Consider the following 25,893-nt stretch of genomic DNA (forward strand, 5'->3'; position numbering starts at 1 on the left):
TATGCTCCTTATGTTCTCTTGAACTGATGTGAGATATTGCTCTTTGTCATGGTAAACATCACGGGTCTGCCGTGGGGGCAGTGACGTATACGTTCATCGAAGTAGACCTGCTCCGCCAGGGACTGAAGCTCCTCAAGGCTGTTCTTGTCGTTGCCCTTTATTGCCGATTTGCAGGCGACTGTGTGGAGCATATCGTCCAGCACATGGGACTGGGGGTCGTGGCTGTACATACGGAGATTATTGGCTATCTCGGAGATTATGTCCTCCATGTCCAGCTCCATAATGAAGGTGGGCACAGCCGTCGCCACTGCGCAGGGCTTCTCCGAGAAATCAAAGGTAAATCCCAGGTCCGCAAGGAGCTCCTGATTTGTTTCGAGGGCGCTGAACTCGTCCCCTGTGAGGAGGACTCTCACACCCGTAAGGAGCTGCTGACTGTACTGGCGGCAGTTGCGGCTTTTCAGGCGCTCGAAGATTATGCGCTCATGGGCGGCGTGCTTATCTATCATTATCATGGTATCATCGCCCAGCTCCGCGATAACGTAGAGCCCGAATGCCTCGCCGATAACGCGTATCTTCGGCTTTTCTGTCCAGACCGACTCCTCGGGAGCCTTCTCCTCCGGGGGCTGCTGTACGGGAGCTGCGGTGAACGCCTGCTGTGTGATGTAGCTGAATCCCTCCACGGGCTTGGGAGGTTCCACAGGCTCGGGAACTCTCTCGGGCTCACTTACGGGCTCGGGAGCTGTAATGCTCACTGGAGCCGCAGTCTCCGCAGGCTTCTCATAGACGGGAGCAGTGTACTGCACGGGCTCCGGTTTGTCATAGGCAGGGCTGGGAGTAATATCCGCCGTGTAGGGCTGTTCCTCAGCCGCAGTATGCTCCGCCGCGGGAGCCGTATGAACGGGAGGGGCTTCCTCCGCCATTTTCTGCTCTGTTTCCTCTATCTTGTCAACGGGAGTGAACAGGAATTCCTGCTGCTTCATCTCCTCCTGCTCGGGAGTAGCCTTTGTCCAGTCCGCATGGGGCTTCAGCTCGAACTCATAGATGAGACCGTCCTTCATCATGGCGTTCTTCACTGCGAAGTAAATAGCGTCCGAGACGGACTTCTCGTTGGTGAAGCGCACCTCAGCCTTTGTGGGGTGGATATTAACGTCCATGGCGCTGGGGGCTAAGTCCACAAGGAGAACGCAGGCAGGGAATTTTCCCGTCATTATCATGTTGGTATAGGCGTTTTCCAGAGCTGCGGAGCAGAGCCTTGAACGGACGTATCTGCCGTTTACGAAGAAGTTCTGGAAGGCGCGGTTGTTCTTGGAGTAAAGGGGCTTTATGACGTAACCGCCCACCTTTACGCCCTCGTACTCATAGTCCACGGGAATGAGGTCACGGGCAAAGTCTCTGCCATAGACCGCATAAACAGCCGAAAACAGCTCTCCGTCGCCGCTGGAGTTGAACTCCGTGCGGTTGTCGCGGATAAAGCGGAAGGCTATATCCGGGTGGGACATGGTTATCTTCTGGAGGATATTGCTGACCGCGTTCGCCTCGGTGACGTCCTTTTTCATGAACTTCCGCCTTGCAGGCACGTTATAGAAAAGGTCGCGGATAATTACCGTAGTACCGTCGGGACAGCCGCTCTCCTCGTGAGACTTCTCCACGCTTCCCTCGATGGTATAGAGAGTTCCGTACATCTCCTCACGCTGCTTTGTCATTATCTCCACGCGGGCGACTGCCGCAACGGAGGCAAGTGCTTCACCGCGGAAGCCCAGAGTGATGATATTGTCAAGATCCTCTTTTTCTCTTATCTTGCTGGTGGCATGGCGAAGGAACGCCTTGGGAACATCCCCGAAGGACATTCCGCAGCCGTCATCGGTGACGCGCATATAGGTAGTTCCGCCGTTTTTTATCTCCACTGTTATATGCCTTGCGCCCGAGTCTATGGAGTTCTCCACAAGCTCCTTTATTACCGACGAGGGGCGCTCGATGACCTCGCCTGCGGCGATAAGCTCTGATATTTCCTTGCTAAGGACGTTGATAGGGGGCATTGTTTACTTCCTTTCCGAATTGCAGCAGCTCAGACCAGCTTTACCCTTTTGGGAGTGAGTATCACTCCGCCGTATTCGATATGCTCGGCGGTATAATCGGCTGTGTCCATGCGTCCGAACTGCTTTTCCGATACGATGGCGAATGGACAGGCACTTGGAACAGCGCCCTCCCTTATATCCATTTCGGGAGTGATGCCCTCGCCCAGCTCCAGCTCAGTCTGCATAGTGCGTGTCTTCGGCAGTATCCAGAGCTTTGTGGCTATTGCCTTCAGCTTCTCAACTGCTTCCTTTTTGTAGGTATCTCCCTCAACGTGGACCTCCTCCTGAGGTATCAGCAGAGTAAAGATATACTCACCGCGGATGGGCTCCTCGTTGGTGATGAAGCCGCGTACTCCGGAAAAGCCGTCATATTCAAAGCGCATCTGCTTATAGTCGTTGGAAGCGTCCTCGTCGTAGCCCAGCTCGAAGTCCTCCTCCAGCTTTTTCTGGTTCCAGTCCATTATATCCTCCATGGACTCGTTTTCGTAGCCTTTAAGTCCGCTCTTGAATTCAAGCCCCGCGTGCTTGATGTAAGCGGTGAGCTCCTTCATATTGTCAAAATCCAGCTCTGCACGGCTGAATTCCATTATCATCGAAAAATATGCAGGCATAATTGTCACCTCAGATTTAATTCATAATTCATAACGCATAATGCATAATGCATAATTACATTTTCTTTATAACAAAGAAATTAAAAAACAGGCGGCTTTACAGGCAGCACTGAAAAAACAAGCTTGCAGGTCTCACAGTACCATGCTTCATTTTCCTCTGAAAGCTTAGCTTCATTACGTTTCATTTTTCCAATATCCTTTTCGTCAGTCCATACAAGGTCTGACGCAGCAATTGGATTAAGCAGGCTCGCCTTAGACCTTATCCTGCCTTTTTGCATCTTGTTTCCACAATATCTGCACTCCATGCCGTTCCCTCTTTCTTACGGGCGGATAGTATCCGCCCCTACTGTATAGCCTTCAGCATATCCCTGAGGAGCTCGCGGCACTCGCCGTCGGTGAGCTCGTCGATATTGGTCTTTTCCAGCATTTCCAGAGCTGCTTCCCTGCCCAGACTGCCGAAGCTTATCTGTCCCGACTCCTCGCGGACTGCCGCAGAGCGCTCTGCCTGATGAGCCTTTTCCATCTCCTCAAGGAGCTCCTTTGCCCTTGCGACTACCTTTGAAGGCAGTCCTGCCAGCTTTGCAACGTCAACGCCGTAGCTCTCGTCCACTCCGCCGCGGACTATCTTTCTCAGGAAGCGTATGGTGCCGCCGTGCTTGTTTACGGCGATGCTGTAGTTCTTCACGCCCTCCAGCTCGTTCTCCAGACCTATGAGCTCGTGGTAGTGGGTGGCGAAAAGTGTCTTGCAGCCCAGCTTCTTGGAGTTGCATATATACTCCGCAACTGCACGGGCTATGCTGACGCCGTCAAAGGTGGAGGTTCCCCTGCCCACCTCGTCAAGGATAACAAGACTGTCCTTGGTGGCATTTTTCAGTATATCCGAGACCTCGCTCATCTCCACCATGAAGGTGGACTGTCCTGCGGTAAGGTCGTCGGAGGCGCCCACACGGGTAAATATCTTGTCCACCACGGAGATCTTAGCGGAATCCGCAGGCACGAAGCTGCCTATCTGCGCCATGAGGACTATGAGAGCTGCCTGACGCATATATGTGGATTTACCCGACATATTGGGTCCCGTGATTATGGACATACGGTCCGCCTTGTTGTCTATGTAAAGGTCGTTTGGCACGAACATCTCATCGGTGAGCATGAGCTCCACGACGGGGTGTCTGCCAGCCTTGATGTCGATAGCGCCGTCAATGGCAATATCGGGCTTGACGTACTGGTTGCGCAGGGCGACGTCCGCAAAGGAGCAGAGCACGTCCACCGAGGCAACTGCCGAGGCTGTGCGCTGGACCGCTTCCAGCTTGGTAGCCAGGAAGTCCCGTACCTCCGCAAAAATATCCGCTTCCAGCGAGAGAGCCTTGTCCTTGGCACCGAGAATGGCATTTTCCGCGTTTTTCAGCTCCTCGGTGATGAAGCGCTCGGCGTTGGCAAGGGTCTGCTTGCGTATCCAGCCCTCGGGGATAAGGTCATAGTAGGAGCGTGTTACCTCCAGATAGTAGCCGAACACGCGGTTGAAGCCTATTTTCAGGTTCTTTATGCCTGTGGCTTCCTTCTCGCGCTGCTCTATCTCGTCGATAATGCTCCTGCCGTTGTTCATTATGTGACGGAGCTCGTCAAGCTCCTTGTTGAAGCCCTCCTTGATGACTCCGCCGTCCTTTACGGAGATAGGCGGCTCGTCCATAATGGCGTTCTCCACCAGATTCACCAGCTCGTCAAGGGTGGATATCTCGCTGTTATACTTTGCCAGCAGCTTTGAGTCGCTGAGCTTTTCCAGCTCCTGCTTTATCAGCGGAAGCTGCTGTGCTGTAGCGGAAAGGGACTTTAAGTCTCTTGGATTTGCGCTCTTGTACATGACCTTGGTCATAAGGCGCTCAAGGTCGTACACTCTGTCCAGCAGGTCGGTGAGGTCTGCCAGAACCACGCTCTTGCGGTAGAGCGACTCAACCGCGTCAAGTCTCTCGATTATCCTTGCAGGGCTTTTCAGAGGCTGCTCTATCCAGTTTTTAAGCAGTCTCCTGCCCATTGAGGTCTTGGTGGAGTCCAGCACCCACAGCAGTGAGCCCTTTTTCTCCTTGCTGCGCAGGGTCTCCGTAAGCTCCAGATTGCGCCTTGCATTGAGGTCAAGCCCCATGAAGGCGTCGCCGCTGAGGAGCTTCAGCTCCGTAAATCTCGATACCGAGGACTTCTGTGTATCGTTGATGTAGTCGAAGAGTCCGCATACTGCCGCGCAGTCCGCACCGTCCTCGCTTATACCCAGCTCTGCCACGGACTTCACGCCGAATACAGCTGCGGTCATGTCACGTCTTGCGGAGGGAGTGAAGCAGATAGTGTCGCGGAGGGTAACAGCGCAGCTGAGCCTTACCTTCACGAACTCCGCCGCATTTTTCAGGGACAGGAAGTTCTGGGGGAAGATTATCTCCGCAGGCTGACAGCGTGAGAGCTCGTTGATGACGCCTGCCTCAAGGTCCTTGCCCTCGAAGAAGCTCAGTGCAGCCTCACCTGTGGAAAGGTCCGCAGAAGCCACGCCGCAGGTCTTTTCCTCCTCGTCGTAGTATATGCTGCAAATGTAGTTGTTGCTGCCGTCGTCCAGCATACTGCTCTCGGTAAGGGTACCGGGAGTAACTACGCGGATAACGTCGCGGACTACAATACCCTTGGTCTCGGCAGGGTCGGTGAGCTGTTCGCAGACAGCCACCTTGAAGCCCATGTCAATGAGCCTCTTTATGTACATATCCGCCGCATGATAGGGAACTCCGCACATGGGAGCCCTCTCCTCCAGACCGCAGTCCCTGCCCGTCAGGGTCAGCTCCAGAGCCTTTGACACCGCAACAGCGTCGTCAAAGAACATTTCGTAGAAGTCGCCGAGACGGAAGAACAGCACGCAGTCCTGATATTTGTCCTTGACCTCGAAGTACTGCTGCATCATGGGGGATATTTTACTTCTGTCGATTTCCATTGGTTTTGCTCCTTTACACAGGTTTATAGAATTATTATTTCGGGGCAGCTGCGGCAGTATTTTATTCGCCTCCGCAGATCTGCCCGCGGCTTTTTTATCAGTGACAGCCTGCACATGAAGCGCAGCTTCCCGAGCAGCCTGCCTCGGGTATCTGGCAGGTATCGGGGTCCTCGCCGTTTGCACAGAGCTGGATTATCTGCTGCATATTTGTGACCAGCTTCTCAAGAGCCTGCTGAGCGCCTGAGAACACCATCATTCTGGGGTTGCTCATCACCTTCTTGTAGACAGCCTTCAGCTCTGAGTCAAGAGCCTTTATCTCGTCGGAGTCTGGCTCCTCGGAGCTCATGGCTGTACCCAGATTTATGCGGAGGTCCTCAAAGTGAGCGATGTCCTCCTGAAGCTCGGCATCGTTGTCGTTAGCCTGCTTTGCCAGCATATAAGCTGTGTACCTGTCATCCTGCTGAAGAGCCTTTCCAAGCTCTCTTGTCATTTCCATAATATCCATTTCTTTTTTCTCCTTAAAATTGATTATATCAGGCAGTTCTCTGCCATTTTGCGTTTTAATCCTGTCCTCAGCCCATGTAGTCCAGATAGAGTCCCTCTTTCTCGTCAATGGTGCCGTCCGAATGGCAGAACCATGAGGTCACACCTGTTTCGTAATCCGACTGGTAAGCGGACACATGATCCATGTACTTTATGCCCTTTTCCTCCAGAACAGTGTCATAAGAGGGAGTATTCTCGTCCAGTGTGAATTCATAGTTATCCACCGACTTCACGGTGCCGTTGTCCCATTCAAGATATTCTATATCAGCCGCACCCATGTGTCCCCAGATCATAACGAGCCTTCCTGTATTCTCGTCATATCCGAAAGCGGTATGGCCGCCGCCGATAAGACCGCAGTCCTTTATCTCACCCTCGCTGTCAAGGGTAAAAACATTTACCTGATAGTCCGCCTCGCAGGTGCCGCGCTTGAATATAAGCTCGGGTATGCCGTCAACGTCAAGGTCGCGGAATGCAAATTCAATGCTTGCGAGACCGTCATTTTCCGCCGCTATCCTGTCAAACTCGGACTTGATGAAGCCCTCATAGATAGCAGGGTACATATCCATCAGTCCACCTGCGGAAACATTTCCGCCGGGCTCTGTAGTTGTCTCAGCTTCCGTTGTCACCTCTGCTGTGGTCGCCTCGGCAGTTGTCTCTGCGGTTTCCGTAGTTTCAGCGGCAGCTGTTGTCTCAGCGGTCGTTGCAGTCCCGGGCTCCTTTGCGGATGAGCTGTCAGCCTCGGGCTTTCCGCAGCCTGCCAGCACAACTGCTGTCAGGCATAACATAGCAAGTATCTTTTTCATATTATTCTCCTGAAAGTTTTCGTTTTATTCGTAAGACAAAGGGCACCGACGGGCAGCGGTCAGGCTTCCCAGCCAAAAAATTCAAAGCCGAAACCGTCTTTTTCCTCAGTCTTGCCGGTATTGGGATCAATGTATGAAGACTTTATATCGTCGTCCTTTCCGACTATGCTGACATAGGGAAGGTATTTGCAGCCGCCCTCCGCCATAACGTCCTTGGTGACGGTATTCTCGTCGCGGTCGAATTCGGCTGTGTCATCAATGCCGACGCTGCCGTCGGACAGGACGAGATGGTGGATACCGATATAGTCGGGCATTTCATATATAAGCGCAAGATCGCCTGCGTCGCTCGTACAGCCCCATGCAGCAGGACTGGGACCGAAATAGCCTACCTCCTGTACCTCACCGTTCTCATCGCAGGCATACATTCCAAGGTTTCCTTCGATCTTTTCTCCCATGTATTCTTCGTCATAGCTCAGCACAAGCTCGGGAACGCCGTCTGCGTCCATATCATAGAGAGTATATGAAATTCTGATCTCGCCGGTCTGATAATCTGCGAGCATATCATATTTCTCCTGTATCATGTTCTTGTAAGCCTCGGGGTACATAGTCTCTCTGTCCCCTGCTGCCGCGCTGCTTTCGGGCTCTGTAGTTGTCTCCGCCTCTGTGGTGACCTCTGCTGTGGTCACCTCGGCAGTTGTCACTGCTTCAGTAGTCTCGGCGGCAGTAGTAGTCTCTGTCTTCTTTTTGGACGAGCCCCCCGACTCGTTCTTTCCGCAGCCTGCAAGCAGTACTGCTGCAAGACATGATAATGCGATCACTCTTTTCATAACGCAACCTCCTGTTTATCCCTTTATTTTTCCTGTAACAGCCCAGTTCATAGAGCCTGTTATCTCCACGTCCACGAACTGTCCGATAAGAGAGCTGTCTCCCTCGAATTCAACTATGATGAACTCACTGCTCTTGCCTGTGAGCCAGCCATTCTTTTTCTTGGCTGTATCGTCCGCAAGGACTCTCATGGTCCTTCCCACAAAGCGCTTATAGTGCTCTGTGGACACCTCTCTCTGAACCTCCAGCAGCTTTCTCATTCGCCTGCCCTTTTCCTCCTCGGAGGTGCCGTCAGCCATTGTTGCTGCGGGAGTTCCCGAGCGCTTTGAGTAGATGAAGGAGTAGATATTATCGTACTTCACACGCCTTATTATGTCGAGGGTGCCTTGGAAGTCCTCGTCGGACTCGTCGGGAAATCCCACGATAAGGTCGGTGGTAAGCGAGAAGCCGGGGGCGCGGCTGCGTATCATGTCCACTATCTCCATGTACTTTTCCACGGTGTAGCGGCGGTTCATGCGTCTGAGCACCTCGCTGCTGCCGCTCTGGACAGGCAGGTGCAGGTGCTTTGCCACCTTTTCGCAGTCGAAAATGGCATCGATGAGCTCCTTTGAAGCGTCCTTGGGGTGAGATGACATGAAGCGTATCCAGAAGTCCCCCTCTATCTCATTGAGACGGCGGAGCAGCTTGGGGAAGTCCATGTCCTCCTCCAGATCCTTGCCGTAGGAGTTGACGTTCTGTCCCAGCAGCATTATCTCCTTGTAGCCGCTCTTTACCAGCTGACAGACCTCAGCCGCAATGTCATCGGCACGTCTGCTGCGCTCCCGTCCGCGGACGTGGGGCACTATGCAGTAGGTGCAGAAGTTGTTGCAGCCGAACATTATGGGCACCGATGCCTTGAAGCTGCTGTCGCGTACCTGCTCCACCACCTCGGAGAAGTCATCATACTCGCTTATATCCGCCGAGAACTCAGCTCCGCGGAGAGCCTCCAGCAGCAGCCTCGGCAGGGCGCTTATGGCAGAGGTGCCAAGAACTATATCCACCTGCGGATAGGACTTCTTTATCTTCTCGGCGATGTGGCTCTGAGCTGTCATGCAGCCTGCTATGCCGATGATGAGTGAGGGCTTCAGCTCCTTCAGCTTCTTCATGCTGCCCACGATGCCGAAAACTCTGTCCTCGGCGCTCTCGCGGACGGCGCAGGTGTTGAGTATGATCAGGTCAGCCTCATGCTCGTCCTCGGTAAAGGAGTATCCCATCTGTCTCAGCAGTCCCTTTATCTTTTCTCCGTCGGAGACATTCAGCTGACAGCCGAAGCTCCTGATGTATGCTTTCGGCTGATCATCGCCGATAATTTCCTTTATTTCGCTGATAGCCGCGGTATTGTCCTTCAATTCGCAGACCATCTCCTTCCGTGAAAATCCTTTAATGAATTATTATACCATATTTTCAGGAACTTTTCAAGTGCGCAGCACCGAGGTTAACAATATATATTTTTTTTAAAAAAGCGAAACCTTTTCTGTCTCTGCGGTGTATTATATTCAGATAGCCGCAAAAGGAGGACTTTTACCATGAATTTACTGAAAAGAGCAGCCGTGCTCATAGTTTCCATAGCCGCAGGCTTGTGCCTGTTCATACTCATCGGCTTCCTGTCGGACAGGTGGACCATGCACCGCCTCAAGCAGACCGATGCAGACAGAAAAGCTACTCTTGAACTGGCGGAGAAGGCTGTAAACGGTGCCTTTGCCAACATAAAGGACATTGCGGACAGCGGTGAGAGCGAAGACTACGCCCCATTCAAGGACGCCTCCCCGGTTGACGCTGTGTTCGAGGAAGAGATCACAAAAGACGGCAGAGGACCCTATTACGCCATATATCTGCACTTCCTCGGCAATGACAGCGATGATATTTACTGCACCATGCATTACTATCCCGTGAAGAAGGACGCTGCCGAGCACACCTGGTACAGTGAGGAGCATTTTATCCTGCTGGAAAATACAAGCGAAGGATCCGAAAAGGAGACAGCGAAGCTTCTCGGCACTGCCCGTTCCGACAAAGCCTACAAGGAGATAGCCGACGGCGCATGGCTCCGCGATTGGAGCCCCAGGACTCCCGATGAAGATGTCATGTATATCATCTCCGTAAAAGCAAAGCAGGATTAAGATTATTTTAAGCTTCCGGGTGTATCATGTAATATGTGAAAGTGTATTTTCACATTTTCCCGAAAGGAGCAATATCTATGCCCGATCTAAGAAAACTGGCAGCACTCATGGCTGCCCCCGTTATAGCAGCCGCTTCACTTTTCTCATGCAGCAATAACAAGCCCCCTGCCGACGCAAAGGAATTCAAGGTAGACTTCATCGACGTAGGCAAGGCAGACGCAATGGTCCTCCAATCAGAGACAGGAACAGTGGTCATCGACTGCGGAGAAAAAGGCGACGGAAAAAAGATAGCCGCCATACTTGACGAAAGCGGCAGGACTTCCATAGATTACCTCATCATCACCCATTTCGACAAGGACCACGTCGGCGGTGCCGCAAAGGTGCTCAACAATTTTGAGGTAAAGAACGTCCTGACTCCCGACTATGACGGAACGACCGACGAATACGATAAATTCTGCAAGGTGCTGGAGGAAAACGGAGTTTCCCGCACACGGCTTACAAGCGATATGACCTTCACTCTTGATGATGTGAAATACACGGTCTATGCGCCTAAGAAGTCCTCTTACGGTGACGGCGACAGCGACGAAAATGACTTCTCACTGGTCACCAAGGCGGTACACCACAAAAACACCCTCCTCTTTACGGGAGACGCCATGGAGGAGCGCCTTGACGAGATAATGGACATCGGCAAGTGCACTCTGCTGAAGATACCCTATCACGGCAGAAATCTGGACAATCTCGGTGATTTTCTCAAAGCTTCCTCTCCCAAGTGTGCAGTGGTCTGCACAGACTCAAGCACCTACTCGGGAAAGGTGCAGGATATGCTGTCGGATATGAAGATACCCACCTATTCCACCTGCTTCAACGGCAATATCACCGCCGTCAGCAATGGTGCATCCATAGAGTTCACCACAGAAAAGGGCGGAGCAGCGTAAGCTGAGAGTTGACAGATACAGCCCAACGCAAACAAACAAGACGCTTTATAACGTTCCATATACAGTAATTTTGCCCCGAAGTATTTCAAAGTACTTCGGGGCATTGTGTTTATTAGTATAAATCGGAATTTACATTTGTAGGGGACGCCGCCCTCGGCGTCCCGTTGGGCGTGTAATATATCTCGCGGGACGTCGAGGACGCCGTCCCCTACATTAGCTAACGGCTAAGGGCTAATGGCTCAAATCATAATTTAGCTCCGCAAAATTATGATTTACGTCAGTATTCTTTCTGCAATTTAGTGAAATGTACTCTTGCATTACTGCTTCATTTGTGATATAATAAATTGTAAGTGTGCATTTTTGGCAGTAAAAGGCGCTGCCGGCACAAATATTATTTATGAAAAGAGGAAAACAAATGCCTGCAAATATTGTAGTCGGAACTCAGTGGGGAGACGAAGGAAAGGGTAAGATCATCGACATCCTTGCTTCCCGTGCAGATGTTGTTGTACGTTCACAGGGCGGCAACAACGCCGGTCACACTGTAGTAAACAACGGCGAGGTCTATAAGCTCCACCTTGTACCCTCGGGTATCCTTTACCCCAACGCCCTCAATCTTATCGGCGCAGGAGTTGTTCTTGACCCCAAGGACTTCATCGGCGAGCTTGATAACCTGGAGGCAAGAGGTATAAAGACTCAGGGTCACCTCAAGGTTGATCCCCGTGCTCAGATAGTTATGCCCTGGCATATAGCTCTGGACGGTCTCTCAGAGGCTTTCCGCGGCGGCAAGGACATCGGTACCACCAAGAGAGGTATCGGTCCCACATACATGGACAAGTATGAGCGCTGCGGTATCCGTATGTATGACCTTGTTCACCCCGAGGTACTGGCTGAGAAGATACAGTCCACAGGTAAGCTCAAGAACGAGATCATCACCAAGGTGTACGGCGGCGAGGCTTTCGACCTTGACGCTGTTACAAAGGAGTACACAGAGTACGGCAAGAGACTTCTCCCCTACATGGATGACGTTTCCGTTCTTACCTTTGAGGCTCACAAGGCAGGCAAGACTATAATGTTCGAGGGCGCTCAGGCTACCCTTCTGGACATCGACTTCGGCACTTACCCCTATGTTACTTCATCTCACCCCCTGTCAGCAGGCGTGTGCGTAGGTACAGGCGTTGGTCCCAAGGTCATCACAAACATCATCGGTGTTGCCAAGGCTTACACCACCCGTGTAGGCAAGGGACCCTTCCCCACAGAGCTTGATGACGCTACAGGCGATCAGATCAGAAACGTCGGCGGCGAGTTCGGCACCACCACAGGCAGACCCAGAAGAACAGGCTGGTTCGATGCAGTTATCGTCCGCCACTCGGTAAGAGTAAACGGTCTTGACAGCCTGGCTATCAACAAGCTGGATACTCTTGCAAACATCGACACTCTCAAGATGTGCGTGGCTTATAAGAAGCCCGACGGCAGCGTTATCAAGGAGTTCCCCCCCACACTGGAGGAGCTTGAGGGCTGCGAGCCTATCTATGAGGAGTTCCCCGGATTCAGCGAGGACATCTCAAAGTGCACAAGCTTCGATGAGCTCCCTGCAAACTGCAAGAGCTACATCGCCCGTCTCGAGGAGCTGGTAGGCTGCCACGTAAGCATGGTAGGTATCGGTCCCGACAGAGCACAGATCCTGGAAAGATAAAAGAATACCATCGAACAGCCGCTTCGGCGGCTGTTCGTTTATAATGATATGTAACAAGGGGGTAATATCATGAAGTTCAGAAAAAGCGCCGCAGCAGCTCTGATAGCAGCAGCACTGACAATGACAGCAGCATTTCCCGCAGGAGCAGCTACAGTAAACGAGCTGCCCGCAGCAGTCACCGTATCCGACAGCACGGAGGACATCCCGCACATAAAGACCGAAGCCGAGGCTGAAAAATACTTCATTCAGCAGTTCAAGGCTCATACGGAGCATATCGAGTTCTTTATCACCGAGCCTGAGGACAACGACTACAAGAGGATCAACGACAGGATCTTTGCCCCTCTGGATCATTATAATGGCAAAGCCGATGAGGGCTTCTATCTGTCCATGGAGGCGACCCGCTCAAGCTCTGCACTTCCTACAAAAGACGGCATCCGTGTCATCTGCGACAGCACCTTCATCACCACCCCCGAGCAGGAGACTCAGGTAACAGAGGAAATGGAAAAGCTCCGCAGTACAGACGGCTTTCAGGCAGCCTGCTCAGCAAGTATCTATGACAGGATACTCTGGGCTTATGACTATGTGTCGGAAAATATGGTCCTCACCGACGATCTCTCGGACCAGAGCCACAGCTCCGCATACAGCGCCCTCATAAACGGCGAAGCCAATGAACAGGGACAGATACACCTGCTCATCAGACTTCTCGGAGAGCTCGGCGTTGCGTGTGCGCCCTATGCCACCAATCTGAACTCACTTACCAATGACTCTCTTGACGCCCACTTCATGGCTATGGCAGAGATAGACGGCAAGAATTACTTCCTTGACCCTGTCTGGGACAAGAAGCTGGAAGATACAGGTCACAACTTCTTCCTGAAGGGCTATAACGACCTTGACAGCGAAAACGGCGGCAGGGAGGATCTCACCCATATACACCTTTTCCAGATATTCAGTTTCGGTGAAGAAGTCCCGCTGGAAGAGTCAATGAAGGAGCTCGGAGTCGCCCCCTCTGCCTATCCCGGATCCGAATATCCCCTCGGCGACGTAAACGCCGACGGTTTTATAAATTCCGTGGACGCATCAAATGTACTCGCCGAATACGCAAGACTGTCCACAGGTGACCGCATCGGCTACTTCAAGGACAGCCGTAAAAAGGCAGCCGATGTAAACAAAGACGGCAGCACAGACGCTGTTGACGCCTCACAGATACTCTCCTACTATGCCTATGCCGCAACAGCTCACGGCGAGTCCATGAGCATCGAGGAGTATCTCAGCTGAAACAGCGCTTCCGAAAGGAGGTAAGATCATGAAATTCAAGGCAATGGCAGCTGCGGCTGCAGCGGCGCTGACCCTGTTATCGGCGGCGGCTGCACCCTTTTCCGCTTATGCAGCAGTTCCCTCAGTGCCTGATGTGACACTGGAGATAACAGCCTCATCAAAGGAGGACGCTGCTGTACAGATGCGCAACGCCATCAAAGCCCGCCAACCCTCATTCAACGTCACCTTCACCATGGACGTGGAAAAGGCGGATCTGGATGAACTCAGCTCTAAAATGATGTATAACGCCTTCGCCGAAACAGGTGTGGGAACTGAGGGCGACTATCTCAGATTTGCAATAAAGGGATACAGTTGTAGTGCAAAAAGCCGGGGCTTTACCTATATCCTCGATTATGAGGTGAGATACTACACCACCGCGGATGAGGAAAAAAAGCTCACTCAGGAGTTAGATGCTCTTGTGAAGGAGCTTGACCTTAACAGCCTTTCCGACTACGCCAAGATTCGCGTCCTTTACAAGTATGTCACCTCAAATATCGAATACTCAAAAGATCTGAGCGACCCCTACGTCTACTCCGCATACAGCGCCATATTCAACCATCATGCGGTATGTCAGGGCGTTACCCAGCTTCTTTACCGCCTGTACAATGACAACGGCATACCCTGCCGTATCATCGCAGGCAAGTCCCACGACTATACAGGTCAGAACGAGGACGGCTACCATGTGTGGCTCATTGTAAAGCTTAACGGAAGCTATTATCTCCTTGACCCCACCTGGGACCTTAAATACAAGGGCAGGAGCTTCCACTATTTCCTCAAGGGCAGCAGTGATTTTGATTCGGATATTCCCTCACAGGCTCACTTTGCCCAGAATGACAACGGTTATTCCTTCCCCGATTATAATTCCGCTGAATTTACGGCACAGTATCCTGTGAGCCGCACCCTCTTTCCCGAGCCCTCCTGCACTCTCGGCGATATAAACGGCAGCGGCTCAATAGACGCTCTTGACGCTTCCATGATACTTATGGAGTACGCCCGTACAGCTTCAGGCAAGCTGTCGTCATTCACCACAATACAGTTCATATATGCGGACGTTGACCACAACGGCAAGTCAGACGCTCTGGACGCATCAAAGGTACTGGCATACTACGCCGCAAGATCCAGCGGCTATCAGCAGTCCCTGAATGACTATATTAAATCTCATTGAACGAGGTGTTAGATATGTATGATGAAAACAATCTTACAGGCGGTCTGCCCGAGGAGATAGACTATACCCCGAGCACACCGAAAAAAGAAGGTCCCACAGGAGTTTCCGCACCTGTACTCGACGACTTTGAGTATGCGGCACCCTCATCGAAGAAGGAGGGTCCCACAGGAGTAGCTGCTCCCGTGCTGGACGATATGGGCGGATATACTCCCGCAAGCGAGAAGAAGGGCGCCCCTACAGGCGTTTCCGCTCCCGTCCTTGACGATAATATCCCCTACGTCAGCGAAAAGAAAGGAGCTCCCACAGGAGTATCAGCTCCCGTCCTTGATGACAATGTTCCCTATACACATAACAAGCTCGTTCTCTCCGACGAGGATATAATCAGCGGACTCACCCCCGACCTCAGGGCAAGATTTGACGCTCTCCCTGCCGACAAACAGCAGCAGATAATCGACATGAGAAGGACTCAGCTTGGCGCAGTAGCTCCTCCCGCGGAGATAACAGCTCCCGTCCTTGACGAGGACAACTATACTCCTCCCCCGAAGAAGGAGGAGCCGAAGCAGCCCGAGGCACCTGTGACAGCACCTGTACTTGACGATGAGCCCGAGCTGCCTAAGTATCAGGCGAGATACGTTGACGAAGACCTTGAGAGAGCCAAGGCAGAGGCTGCAAAGAAGGCTGTCTCCGCACAGCTTGTATCCGAGCAGAAGGACTCAAAGGCAAGCCTTCAGATGATGCTCCAGCTGAAGGAGGAGGCAAGACAGGCAAGCGCACAGAAGGGCTTCAAGGTGACTATAGTCATTGCGATCATGGGCGTCATAGCCGCAGTGACATTCTTCCTGCTCTATGCGGGGCTTCTTGGTCTTGGCTACAAGAACGGACTTGACGGCTTCAGCGGAGTCATCTCCAATTCAGCAATATATATCGCAGTTGCAGTTGCGCTGTGTTCACTTCTCCTGCTGACAGGAGCAGGCGGCTGCAAGTCGCTGTGCACATTCGTACTCCTGCTGTTCGGCATAATACAGCTGTTCCCGGGAATACCCATGATACCCCAGCACAAGGGCAGCATGGCGCTGGCAGGCGGTCTCTACGCAGTATCGCTTGCGCTTACAGTTGTATGCTTCTTCCTGCTCTGCGGAAGCGAGGACGTCGGAAACTTCTTCAACAGGAACAAGGATATAAATTCAAGGCACTCATATTAAGCTTGGATAAATCATAATTTTGCGAAGCAAAATTATGATTTGAGCCATTAGCCCTTAGCTGTTAGCTAATGTAGGGGACGCCGCAGCTAACAGCTGCACGTACCCTCTGTCAGCTTTGCTGACATCTCCCTACACCGTAGGGAGTCACTCGGCGTCCCACGAGATATATTACACGCCCAACGGGACGCCGAGGGCGGCGTCCCCTACAAATGTAAATTTTGATTTATCTTAACAAGAAAGTCCCTGAGCGAACAGCAGCGCTCAGGGGCTTTCATTTATGCTTCTTCTTTTTTTATCCTGAAAATTGCTCTGAGAAGTCCCGAGATGAACTTAGGGCTCCTTATGACGACTATCTTCAATATGTACTCCCTCCTTTGATGAACTATAATATTATATTCATCAGAGGAGTTTTTGTTACTTCTTCTTTATGGGAGTCAGTATCACAAGGGCAAGTCCGTCCTTTATGCGGAGGGAAGCCTCATTGTCCGTTATCTCATTGCTTACGCCTATGGGGAAGGACTGCACCATGCGGTAGTCCTCAAGGGGGTACTTTACGCCGCGGAGATACTCGATACCCACGCTCTCGGTCATGGCAAATACTGACAGATAAACGCCGTCCCCCGACTTCTTGTAGGTGACCTCGCCCTCGTCCGCCTCCTGTATCAGCATACGGCTGCTGCCCTGTATCTCAAGGCTGCACCCCTGCTGGAGGGCATAGACCATAGTCTGGATATTGGCGAAGCTGTGCTCGGGACGGTCTCCGCCGAGAGCACCGTAGAGGTCGATATTGGTATAGCCCATCTCTATGGCTTTCTTGACAGCCATGAGGGTGTCGGTGTCGTCCTTTTCGGGTACGCTTCTGAGAACCTCTACTCCCACAGGGAGCTCCTCGCCGTAGGAATCAAAGTCTCCCACTATCATATCGGGGAGTATACCCAGCCTTACTGCGTGTCTGTAGCCGCAGTCGGCGCAGATGTAATAACTGTACCTTGCCCAGAAGGCAGAGTCCTTATACTTCTCCAGGTCGGGCATATCGCCGCCTGCAAATATAGCGCATCTGTTCATTTCAGCTCCCACTCCTTCAGCTGTTTAGCTTCTTCATACATAGTTTTATAGCTCTCATGGCGGCTGCGTGAGATCTCTCCACGCTCAACCGCCTCAACTACGGCACAGCCCTTTTCGCAGAGGTGTGCGCAGTCGCGGAAACGGCAGTCCTCCGTAAAGGGAGCGAACTCGCGGAAACAGCCGGCAAGCTCCTCCTTGCGGATAATGTCGTATCTGTTTGTCTCAAAGGTGGAAAATCCCGGGGTATCTGCTATATAACCGCCGCCGCTGAGCTTATAGAGCTCCGCATGGCGTGTGGTATGTCTTCCTCTGCCCAGCTTGCGGCTTATCTCACCCGTAGCGATATTCAGTGAGGGGTCCACCGCATTGAGCAGTGTAGACTTTCCTGCTCCCGAATTGCCTGTAAAGGCGCTTATCTTTCCCCTGAGCAGCTGTCTTACTGCCTCAACTGAGGCTTCGTCATCGTAATTGACCTCAGCCACCTCTATGCCTATTCCGCCGTATATCTCATGGACGGGACGGCTGTCCCCCAGGTCTGCCTTGGTGATGACCACCACGGGGGTGATGTCCTTGTACTCGGCAATGGCGATGAACTTGTCCAGTATGAGATAGTTGGGTGCAGGCTCACAGGTGGAAACGATGAAAATGAGCTGGTCAAGGTTGGCGAGAGGAGGTCTTATGATACAGTTCCTGCGGGGAGCTATCTCGGTGATGACCCCGTCCTCCAGTGTGACGTTGTCGCCCACGCATGGACTGATACCTCTGTTGCGGAAAACTCCTCTTGCCTTGCACTCGCATATACCGTCAGGGGACTCTACTGTGTAGAGTCCCCCTAAGCATTTTATTATAAGTCCGCTGTACCTGTCAGCCATCAGTTCCAGATCCAGTTATTGTTCTCGTCCCAGTAACCGTTTACGCCTGGCTCATAGAATACCCAGCCGCCGTTTACCCAGGTACCGAGTATGCCGTCTGCATCTGTATAGTAGTACCAGATACCGTCACGGGTAAATCCGTTTACACCCTCCTGGTGATCGTTCTGAGGAGGATCGGTGTTATGAGGCTGCTCAGTCTGCGGCTGAGGTGCCTCCGTCGGAGGATCTGTTTCAGGCTGCGGGAATCCGTTTACTGCCTGGAATGCACCGTAGATGTCCTCGGAGTTTGTGGTGTACTTGCCTGTTGCGAAGTTGAAGGTATAGGTTCCGAGAACTGCGTTCTGCTGTGTGCTGAGGTTTGTAAGACGAGCTCTTACGGATACGTTCTGTCCAGAGCCGTCAAGAGTCATGGGAACACTGCTCATATCAGGACAAATGATATATCCTGAGGACTGTGCTGTTGTCTTGCCCTTGTCGTCTGTGAGGATAAAGTCGATGCTGAAGCGTCCGTTAGCGTCCGAAGGAAGCGGGATAGTGATGTCTACCTTACCGTCGGGGATAGTACCGTCGCTGACATAGAGCTTGATAGTGGAGCCGCCCTCGATCTTGGTGCCCTTGGGAGGATCCTGCTCAACGACCTTGTCCTTCTTCTCATATGAGGGGATAGCCTCTGTCTCTACCTTCAGGTTCTTATAGCCTGCTCTCATGGTAGCATCGTCGATAGTAAGACCAACGTAGTCCTCCATCTCGAACTGCTCTGCATTAGCGCCCATGCTGACGTAGAGTATTACAGTTGAGCCCTTGTGTACTTCAGTACCCTCTTCAGGCTCAGACTTGATAACATAGTCCTTGGTGACTGTGCCGTGTGACTGTTTTCGTATATCCGCAACGATGCCGCGCTCTGTGAGCTGAGCCTTTGCGATCTCAACGTTCATATTCGCGACACGGGGCACCTCTACTGTCTCCATACCCATACTGAGTGTCACCTTGCAGACATCGCCCTTGCTGAATATATCGCCGGGCTCGATACCCTGCTTGATGATCGAGTTCTCCTCAGCCTCGTTGTACTCGGTTCCCTCGATCTCAAACTTGATAACGTTACCGTAAGCTGCAACAGCCTGGTTATAGTCCCAGCCGTAGAGGTCGGGCATAGTCTTGTCTCCGTTCTTGAGACCGCCCTTGAGGAGTCCGCTGAGGAGAGTAACTACGAATATTACCGCAACGATGATAACAACAACGACAACAGCGGTAAGAACAGGAACTACCAGTGAAGAGCGCTCCTCCTCTTCCTCCTCATCGTCCTCATCATCGTAATCAGCGTCATAATCCTCGGGGTAGGCGTCATTGTATCTCTGTGATACAGCGCCTGCTGAGGAACCGCCGCCTGCTGCCATAGCAGCTGCGCCTGCGCCCGCACCCACTGCCGAAGCAGCCTTTGCAGCATAGGCATTAGCCACCTCCTGGCGGCTCTCGGACTGTACCTCAGTGCCTGCGGACTGGTCGAGGATCTCATCGTTAGCGTCCTCGTCGTCCTCTGTATAGTAACCGAAGGTGATATGGGGATCAGCCTTGAAGGCTTCGATGTCGCTTATCATCTCGGCTGTGGTCTGGTATCTGTCCTCGGGAGCCTTTTCCATAGCTCTGAGAACTATCTCCTCAAGGCCGTCGGGAATATCGGGGTTGATAGCCCTGGGGCGCTCGGGAATGTCGTGCATATGCATAACGGCGATAGCAACGGGGTTATCGCTGTCGAAGGGCTTTCTTCCCGTGAGCATCTCGTACATCATAGCGCCCACTGAGTAGATGTCGCTCTTGGCGTCGGTAACGTTGCCGCTTGCCTGCTCGGGGCTGATATAGTGAACGCTTCCGATGGCCTGATCGGTTGCGGTCTTGCCCTCCTCACGGGCGAACTTGGCAATGCCGAAGTCCATGACCTTGATAGTGCCGTCCGTGAACATCATTATGTTCTGGGGCTTTATATCGCGGTGAACGATGCCCTTGTCATGAGCGTGCTGGAGTGCGCGGAGGATCTGTATCACGAAGTGTACCGTATCCTTCCATGTGAGGACCTTTTCCTCCTCGATGTACTCCTTGAGGGTGATACCGTCGATGTACTCCATGACGATATACTGTATCTTCTCCGAGAAGCCCACATCGTATATCTTTACGATATTCGGGTGGGAAAGAACTGCGATAGCCTTGGATTCATTTCTGAAGCGGCGCAGGAACTCCTCGTTCTCAGCGAATTCCTTCTTCAGAATCTTAATGGCAACGGTTTTGTTGTCGATAACATCGACGCCCTTGTACACTTCAGCCATGCCTCCGACGCCGATAAGCTCGGTTATCTCATATCTTCCGTCGAGCTTTTTGCCAATATTCTTATCCATTTCCTTTCCTCCTGCGTTAGTCAGAAATTACCGCGACAGTCACATTATCGCGGCCGCCCTTGCGGAGCGCTAATTTAATAAGTTCGTCTGCAACGTCATCGAAATCGGAATTGAGGATGACGCTGTATATTTCATCGTCGCCGCAGTAGCCCGAAAGGCCGTCCGAGCACAGCAGCAGACTGATCTTGTCCTCATAATCAAGCATAAAGGTATCCGTCAGAACGGTTTTTTCGACGCCTACCGCTCTCACCAGCATATGCTTCTGAGGGTGTACCTCCATTTCCTCCTCGGTTATCTTGCCCTGTTCAAAGAGCACCGAGGCGACATTGTGGTCAGTGGTTATTTTTACAAGTCCCGTATCGGTGATGAGATAGGCTCTGCTGTCACCGACGTTGGCAATGAAGGCGGTTTTCTTAGTGACGAAGGCAGCTACGCAGGTGGTGCCCATGCCGAAATTCTTGAAGTCGAATCTCGCCCGTGTATAGATCACGGAATTTGCTGCCGATATCGAGGAGATAAGGAGCTTGCGGATATCCTCGTCGCTGAGACTTTCCTTATAGTCAGCCGAAAAACGCTGGAAGAATTCTTCTATCGCGAGCGCACTTGCTTCCTTGCCGGCGCGTTCGCCCCCCATGCCGTCGCACACGACGGCGAGAACATTGTGGCCGAAGTATTCGCATCTTACCGCGTCCTGATTTTCCTCGCGTTTAAGACCGATATCCGTGCCATAGCGAAATCTCAAGTATCCGCACCCCCATTCTTTCTGTTCTGTTCAGCCGCGTCCCGTCTCAGCTGACCGCACGCAGCCTCAATATCGCTTCCGAGAGTTCTTCTCACGGTAGCGTTTATCCCCCGTCTGCCCAGCTGCTTCGCGAATTCAGCAACACCCGAGCGGACCGTCCGATAATTTCGTTCCCTAACCTTATTGACGGGGATAAGGTTCACATGGCAGTTCATACCGCGGAGGAGAGCCGCAAGGGTATCCGCATCCGCAGGTGATGAATTGACGTTGTCGATAACGGCGTACTCAAAGGTAATGCGCCGTCCCGTCTTATCTATATAGTACCGGCAGGCCTCCATAAGGCTGTCGATATCATATTTTCTGTTTACGGGCATGATCCTGCTCCGTCCCTCGTTGTCCGCACAGTGGAGGGACACCGAAAGGGTGAGCTGGAGCTTCTTATCCGCCAGCTCATATATCCGCGGAACGATACCGCAGGTGGAAAGCGACACATGGCGAAGGCTCATATCGTTGCCGTCCTTGTGGGACAGCAGCGCCAGGAACTTCATCACGTTGTCAAAGTTATCGAGAGGCTCGCCTATACCCATAAGCACCACTCCCGAGACCTTTTTCCCGGAATCACGCTCGGCCTCGTAGATCTGCATAAGGATCTCCGAGGCAGCCAGGTCTCTGACATAGCCTGCAATGGTGGAGGCACAGAAGTTACAGCCCATTTTGCAGCCCACCTGAGTGGACACACAAATGCTGTAGCCGTAGCTGTACTCCATGAGCACAGTCTCGACAAAATTCCCGTCAGAAAGCCTATAAAGATATTTTACCGTATTATCTATAGCAGATTCAAGCTTTTTCTGTATAAATAGTCCATTTATACAAAATTTTTCTTTCAGAGCACTGCGCAATTGGACAGATATATCAGTCATTTTATCAAAATCGAAGACTCTTTTAACATGAAGCCACTGGAATATCTGCTTTGCACGGAATTTTTTCTCGCCCATAGCCGTAAGAGCTTCCGTCAGTTCTTCAAGATCAAGACTGAGAATATCGACTTTTTCCAATTTATCACCCTACTTTTTCCTGAATTTTGCTATAAAGAAGCCGCTGCCGAAATCAGGCGGCATAAGTGTAGCCATAGTGCCGAAGCTCCTGCCCATCAGCTCGGGCAGCTCCACAGCCTCCACCTCGGGATGCTCGCGGAGAAGTCTCTCGCAGACCTCCTCATTCTCGGCTCTCCTCACCGTACAGGTTGAGTAGACCAGAGTGCCGCCTGTTTCGAGATAGTTCAGCGCATTACACACTATTTTATATTGTATGTCGGGGAGCCCCGCAAAATCCGAGATGTCCTTGTATTTTATCTCGGGCTTGCTGCCGATGACTCCCAGTCCCGAGCACGGGACATCACAGAGTATCTTTGAGAACTCAGGCAGCCCGGGGTTGAACTTAGCAGCGTCCCCTGCCGCTGCCCTTATATTGGTGAGGCCAAGTCTCTCAGCGCCTCTGCGGATAAGCTCCGCCCTCTTTTCGTGGAGGTCGAAGGCGTATATCTCGCCCCTGCCGCCCATGAGCTCAGCCATAGTGAAGGTCTTGCCGCCGGGAGCGGCGCATATATCCAGCACCCTGTCCTCCTCCGTGGGAGCAAGGCTCAGACAGCACAGCTGTGAGGCAAGTCCCTGAACGTGGAACCAGCCCTTGCGGAAAGCTTCCGTAGAAGCCGCGTCGCCGCTGCCGATACTGTAGCAGCAGTCCATGACCTTTTCCGCCCCCATGCCCTCAAGGGCACCGAGCAATTCTTCCTCTGTACATCTAATCGAATTCATGCGGATATATGTGACATTTTTTTCCAGAGAAGCCGCCAGGAATTTTTCCGCAGCCTCGCTGCCGTAATCCGAGCTGAGGCTCCTTACCAGAGCCCCGGGAGCGGAGTACATAACGGACAGTGCTTTTTCCCTGTCTTTGGGCAGCTTTATCTCCCTTCCGCCGCGAATGAAGTTTCGCAGCACCGCATTGACCATGCCCGAAGCGCTGGTCTTGCGGAATTTCTTTGCAAGTGCCACGCTCTCGCTGACCGCCGCATTATCGGGAACGCTGTCCATATACATAATCTGATAGATACCGCAGCGCAGTATGTTCAGAATGATACTGTCGAGCTTGTTTATCGGACGCGAACTGAGACCGCCGATGATGTGATCCAGGGTCAGCTTCCGCTCAATGACTCCGTAGTAGATGGCGGAGCACAGCTTCTTCTCCCTGCCGTCAAGGTCGGAGTTCCTCAGACCGCTGTCCAGCTGTAGATTTGAATAGCTGCCGCTGCCGAAGGTCTTATCCAGCAGCTTAACAGCCAGGTATCTTGCATCGCCCATTATCTTCTTCTGACTGCCATAATGAGCCTGAGGAGCTGGATCATTGACGACACAAGGCTTGTAACATAAGTGAGAGCAGCCGCTGTCAGCACCTTCTTTGCAAGGGGCACCTCGCGGAGCTCAAGGATATTGTCCTGCTCAAGGGTCTTGAGTGCTCTGCTGCTGGCGTTGAACTCGCAGGGCAGAGTAACTATCTGGAATACCACCACAGCCATAAACAGCGCGATGGAAAGGTATATCAGAGAAGTACCTATAGTAAGGCTGCTGAGCAGTATACCGATCACAAGCACGATATACCACAGCCTTGAACAGAAGTTGGTTATGGGAACCAGCTTTGACCTCCAGATAATAGGTCCGTAGTTCTCAGCGTGCTGGCAGGCATGACCGCATTCATGTGCGGCAACGCCGATGGCAGCAACGGAGCGCTCTCCGTAGACTGCGTCCGAAAGCCTTACTACATTTGCAGTGGGATCGTAGTGATCCGTGAGTCTTCCTTTTATATGCTCTACCTTAATGTGGTAGAGACCGTTTGAATCAAGTATGAGCCTTGCCACCTGATCGGCGGTAAGACCTCTTGAATTGCCCACCCTGCTGTACTTGCTGAAGGTGGAGCTTACGTGTATCTGTGCAAGCAGGGGAAGTATCATCATAGCCAGCATGAGCAGGATATCCAGCAGATATTCTCTGCCCGTTGAGCGTGTACCGTAGCCGTAATAGCCGTAATATCTTGCGGCAGCTGTTGCCATACTGATCATATACATAGAACTTCCTCCTTATCCGAGGATCTCCCCCTCAGTGAGCTTCCTGCCCCTGAGGAAATCCTCTGTCTTCATACGTTTCTTGCCCTCGGGCTGCACCTCGGTGAAGATGACTGCCCTTCCGTCGCCGCATTTTACCGCAAAGCGCTTCGTATCCACCACAGAGCCGTTCTCTGCGCTGTCGAAGCTGCCATCAGCGATAATTGAAGCGAAAACCTTCAGGCGCTTGCCCTCCAGCATAGTAAAGCCTGTAACGCCGCGGATGGTGTTGTGTACCTCCGCCGCTGTCTTTGAGAAGTCCAGAGCGCTCATCTCCTTGCGTATCATGGGAGAATAGCAGCTCAGACTGTCGTCCTGCACCTCGGGAGAAAGGCTTCCCTTTTCCAGTGCATCTATGGTCTCTGCAAGGACCTCTCCGCCCATTGCGGAAAGTCTTGCATAGAGCTCCTCAAAGGTCTCGTTCTCGCCTATGGGAGTTGCTCTCTTTATGAGCATATCGCCCGTATCAAGTCCCTCGCTCATCTGCATCGAAGTGACGCCTGTCTCCTTCTCGCCGTTGAGGAGCACCCAGTTTATAGGAGCCGCTCCCCTGTACTTGGGCAGGAGCGATGCGTGGATATTGATACAGCCGTATTCCGGCAGCTCCAGTATCTCCTTAGGGAGTATCTGACCGTATGCCGTTACGACTATGAGGTCGGGAGCTATCTCCCTCAGCACCCTCATGGACTCCTCTGCGTCCTCGCCCTTTCTCAGTGACAGGGGCTGGTACACAGGTATATCGTATTCCAGAGCCGCAGCCTTGACGGGAGTAGGTATGAGCTTATAGCCGCGTCCCTTGGGCTTGTCGGGCTGGGTGAACACCGCCGCCAGCTCATGTCCGCTCTCAGCGAGAGTGCGCAGACAGGGAACGGCGAAATCGGGAGTTCCCATAAATACTATCTTCATTACTTGCTCTCCTCGGGAACAAAGAATTCCTCCACTATCTCAGTGAAGATGTGACCGTCAAGGTGGTCGTTCTCATGGCAGGTGCACTGTGCGCCCAGCTCGGTGAAATCGCGCTCGAACCAGTTGCCGTTCCTGTCCTGAGCCTTCAGGTGGCACTTTGCAGGCCTTGTAACATATCCCCACACATTGGGGCAGGAAAGGCAGCCCTCCTGAACGCGCTGCTCTCCCTCCTTCTGACTTACCTCGGGGTTGATAGCCTCAATGATGTCGTTCTCATCAAGGTGCATGATGAATATCCTGCGGCAGATGCCTATCTGGGGAGCGGCAAGACCCACGCCCTCAGCCTTGTTGAGAGTCTCGTGCATATCGTCCAGGAGCTGAGCCAGCTTCTCGTCAAACTTATCCACAGGCTTGCAGACCTTGTGGAGTATCTCGTCTTTATCGGTTAAAATTCTTCTAAGTGCCATTCGATCATATCCTTTT

Annotated in this window: 24 protein-coding genes; 6 read left to right on the forward strand and 18 right to left on the reverse strand. The window is 52.4% G+C overall.

Annotation, left to right across the window (positions count from 1 at the left end):
* Nucleotides 1-8: 8 nt before the first annotated feature.
* The 8 genes from mutL to miaB form a co-directional block, all read right to left on the reverse strand.
* A complete protein-coding gene (mutL, locus tag T488_RS0103345) occupies nt 9-2,036 on the reverse strand; it encodes a DNA mismatch repair endonuclease MutL (RefSeq protein WP_028519573.1) in 2,028 nt (675 codons plus the stop codon).
* A 29-nt stretch (nt 2,037-2,065) separates the two neighbouring features.
* Entirely contained in the window at nt 2,066-2,686 is a 621-nt protein-coding gene (locus T488_RS0103350; protein ID WP_028519574.1) for a hypothetical protein, read from the reverse strand.
* An 80-nt stretch (nt 2,687-2,766) separates the two neighbouring features.
* Nucleotides 2,767-2,991 carry a PF20097 family protein gene (locus T488_RS0103355; protein WP_028519575.1) on the reverse strand — a complete coding sequence of 75 codons (225 nt, stop codon included), beginning with the start codon at nt 2,989-2,991 and terminating at the stop codon, nt 2,767-2,769.
* A gap of 38 nt (nt 2,992-3,029) precedes the next feature.
* Entirely contained in the window at nt 3,030-5,648 is a 2,619-nt protein-coding gene (gene mutS / locus T488_RS0103360; RefSeq protein ID WP_028519576.1) for a DNA mismatch repair protein MutS, read from the reverse strand.
* Between the two features lie 97 nt (nt 5,649-5,745).
* The gene (locus T488_RS0103365) at nt 5,746-6,153 is read right to left on the reverse strand and encodes a YlbF family regulator (RefSeq protein ID WP_028519577.1); all 408 of its coding nucleotides are present in this window, start codon (nt 6,151-6,153) and stop codon (nt 5,746-5,748) included.
* A gap of 67 nt (nt 6,154-6,220) precedes the next feature.
* Entirely contained in the window at nt 6,221-6,994 is a 774-nt protein-coding gene (locus T488_RS0103370; RefSeq protein WP_028519578.1) for a hypothetical protein, read from the reverse strand.
* Between the two features lie 59 nt (nt 6,995-7,053).
* Entirely contained in the window at nt 7,054-7,821 is a 768-nt protein-coding gene (locus T488_RS0103375; RefSeq protein WP_028519579.1) for a hypothetical protein, read from the reverse strand.
* Nucleotides 7,822-7,836: 15 nt separating this feature from the next.
* Complete coding sequence (miaB, locus tag T488_RS0103380; RefSeq protein ID WP_028519580.1) at nt 7,837-9,207, reverse strand: tRNA (N6-isopentenyl adenosine(37)-C2)-methylthiotransferase MiaB; 1,371 nt, start codon at nt 9,205-9,207, stop codon at nt 7,837-7,839.
* A gap of 177 nt (nt 9,208-9,384) precedes the next feature.
* On the opposite strand from miaB, the gene T488_RS0103385 reads away from it, so the two are divergent.
* The 6 genes from T488_RS0103385 (at nt 9,385) to T488_RS0103410 (ending at nt 16,284) form a co-directional block, all read left to right on the forward strand.
* Nucleotides 9,385-9,975 carry a hypothetical protein gene (locus T488_RS0103385; protein WP_028519581.1) on the forward strand — a complete coding sequence of 197 codons (591 nt, stop codon included), beginning with the start codon at nt 9,385-9,387 and terminating at the stop codon, nt 9,973-9,975.
* 77 nt (nt 9,976-10,052) lie between these two features.
* On the forward strand, nt 10,053-10,910 hold the full coding sequence (locus T488_RS18560; RefSeq protein WP_051536234.1) for a ComEC/Rec2 family competence protein: 858 nt from the start codon (nt 10,053-10,055) through the stop codon (nt 10,908-10,910).
* Nucleotides 10,911-11,325: 415 nt separating this feature from the next.
* Nucleotides 11,326-12,603 (forward strand): adenylosuccinate synthase, encoded by a 1,278-nt coding sequence (locus tag T488_RS0103395; RefSeq protein WP_028519582.1) that lies wholly within the window; start codon nt 11,326-11,328, stop codon nt 12,601-12,603.
* Nucleotides 12,604-12,672: 69 nt separating this feature from the next.
* Entirely contained in the window at nt 12,673-13,878 is a 1,206-nt protein-coding gene (locus T488_RS18565; RefSeq protein ID WP_028519583.1) for a dockerin type I domain-containing protein, read from the forward strand.
* A 28-nt stretch (nt 13,879-13,906) separates the two neighbouring features.
* Nucleotides 13,907-15,082, forward strand: coding sequence for a transglutaminase domain-containing protein (locus tag T488_RS0103405; protein WP_028519584.1), 1,176 nt, complete (start codon nt 13,907-13,909; stop codon nt 15,080-15,082).
* Nucleotides 15,083-15,096: 14 nt separating this feature from the next.
* On the forward strand, nt 15,097-16,284 hold the full coding sequence (locus T488_RS0103410) for a hypothetical protein (RefSeq protein WP_028519585.1): 1,188 nt from the start codon (nt 15,097-15,099) through the stop codon (nt 16,282-16,284).
* 275 nt (nt 16,285-16,559) lie between these two features.
* Here T488_RS0103410 and spoVM read toward each other — a convergent pair whose 3' ends face one another.
* From spoVM to def, 10 genes are read right to left on the reverse strand one after another with little or no spacing between them, the layout of a single operon-like run.
* Nucleotides 16,560-16,643: a stage V sporulation protein SpoVM gene (spoVM, locus tag T488_RS20320; protein ID WP_431767941.1), complete on the reverse strand. Its 84-nt coding sequence runs from the start codon at nt 16,641-16,643 to the stop codon at nt 16,560-16,562.
* Between the two features lie 55 nt (nt 16,644-16,698).
* Nucleotides 16,699-17,349, reverse strand: coding sequence for a thiamine diphosphokinase (locus tag T488_RS0103420; protein ID WP_028519586.1), 651 nt, complete (start codon nt 17,347-17,349; stop codon nt 16,699-16,701).
* The gene (rsgA, locus tag T488_RS0103425) at nt 17,346-18,221 is read right to left on the reverse strand and encodes a ribosome small subunit-dependent GTPase A (RefSeq protein WP_028519587.1); all 876 of its coding nucleotides are present in this window, start codon (nt 18,219-18,221) and stop codon (nt 17,346-17,348) included. The genes T488_RS0103420 and rsgA overlap by 4 nt, the downstream gene beginning before the upstream one ends.
* Nucleotides 18,221-20,608 carry a Stk1 family PASTA domain-containing Ser/Thr kinase gene (gene pknB / locus T488_RS16860; protein WP_051536235.1) on the reverse strand — a complete coding sequence of 796 codons (2,388 nt, stop codon included), beginning with the start codon at nt 20,606-20,608 and terminating at the stop codon, nt 18,221-18,223. Before pknB ends, rsgA begins: the two co-directional genes overlap by 1 nt.
* A 16-nt stretch (nt 20,609-20,624) precedes the next feature.
* On the reverse strand, nt 20,625-21,350 hold the full coding sequence (locus T488_RS0103435) for a Stp1/IreP family PP2C-type Ser/Thr phosphatase (protein ID WP_028519588.1): 726 nt from the start codon (nt 21,348-21,350) through the stop codon (nt 20,625-20,627).
* Nucleotides 21,347-22,405: a 23S rRNA (adenine(2503)-C(2))-methyltransferase RlmN gene (gene rlmN / locus T488_RS0103440; protein WP_028519589.1), complete on the reverse strand. Its 1,059-nt coding sequence runs from the start codon at nt 22,403-22,405 to the stop codon at nt 21,347-21,349. The genes T488_RS0103435 and rlmN overlap by 4 nt, the downstream gene beginning before the upstream one ends.
* A 9-nt stretch (nt 22,406-22,414) precedes the next feature.
* Nucleotides 22,415-23,707 (reverse strand): 16S rRNA (cytosine(967)-C(5))-methyltransferase RsmB, encoded by a 1,293-nt coding sequence (rsmB, locus tag T488_RS0103445; protein ID WP_028519590.1) that lies wholly within the window; start codon nt 23,705-23,707, stop codon nt 22,415-22,417.
* Nucleotides 23,707-24,468 carry a zinc metallopeptidase gene (locus tag T488_RS0103450; RefSeq protein WP_082320424.1) on the reverse strand — a complete coding sequence of 254 codons (762 nt, stop codon included), beginning with the start codon at nt 24,466-24,468 and terminating at the stop codon, nt 23,707-23,709. The genes rsmB and T488_RS0103450 overlap by 1 nt, the downstream gene beginning before the upstream one ends.
* A gap of 12 nt (nt 24,469-24,480) precedes the next feature.
* Nucleotides 24,481-25,410: a methionyl-tRNA formyltransferase gene (gene fmt / locus T488_RS0103455; protein WP_028519592.1), complete on the reverse strand. Its 930-nt coding sequence runs from the start codon at nt 25,408-25,410 to the stop codon at nt 24,481-24,483.
* Nucleotides 25,410-25,877: a peptide deformylase gene (gene def, locus T488_RS0103460; protein WP_028519593.1), complete on the reverse strand. Its 468-nt coding sequence runs from the start codon at nt 25,875-25,877 to the stop codon at nt 25,410-25,412. Before def ends, fmt begins: the two co-directional genes overlap by 1 nt.
* Nucleotides 25,878-25,893: the final 16 nt, after the last annotated feature.

It is taken from the genome of Ruminococcus flavefaciens ND2009 (genome assembly GCF_000621785.1).
GTDB lineage: Bacteria > Bacillota > Clostridia > Oscillospirales > Ruminococcaceae > Ruminococcus > Ruminococcus flavefaciens_C.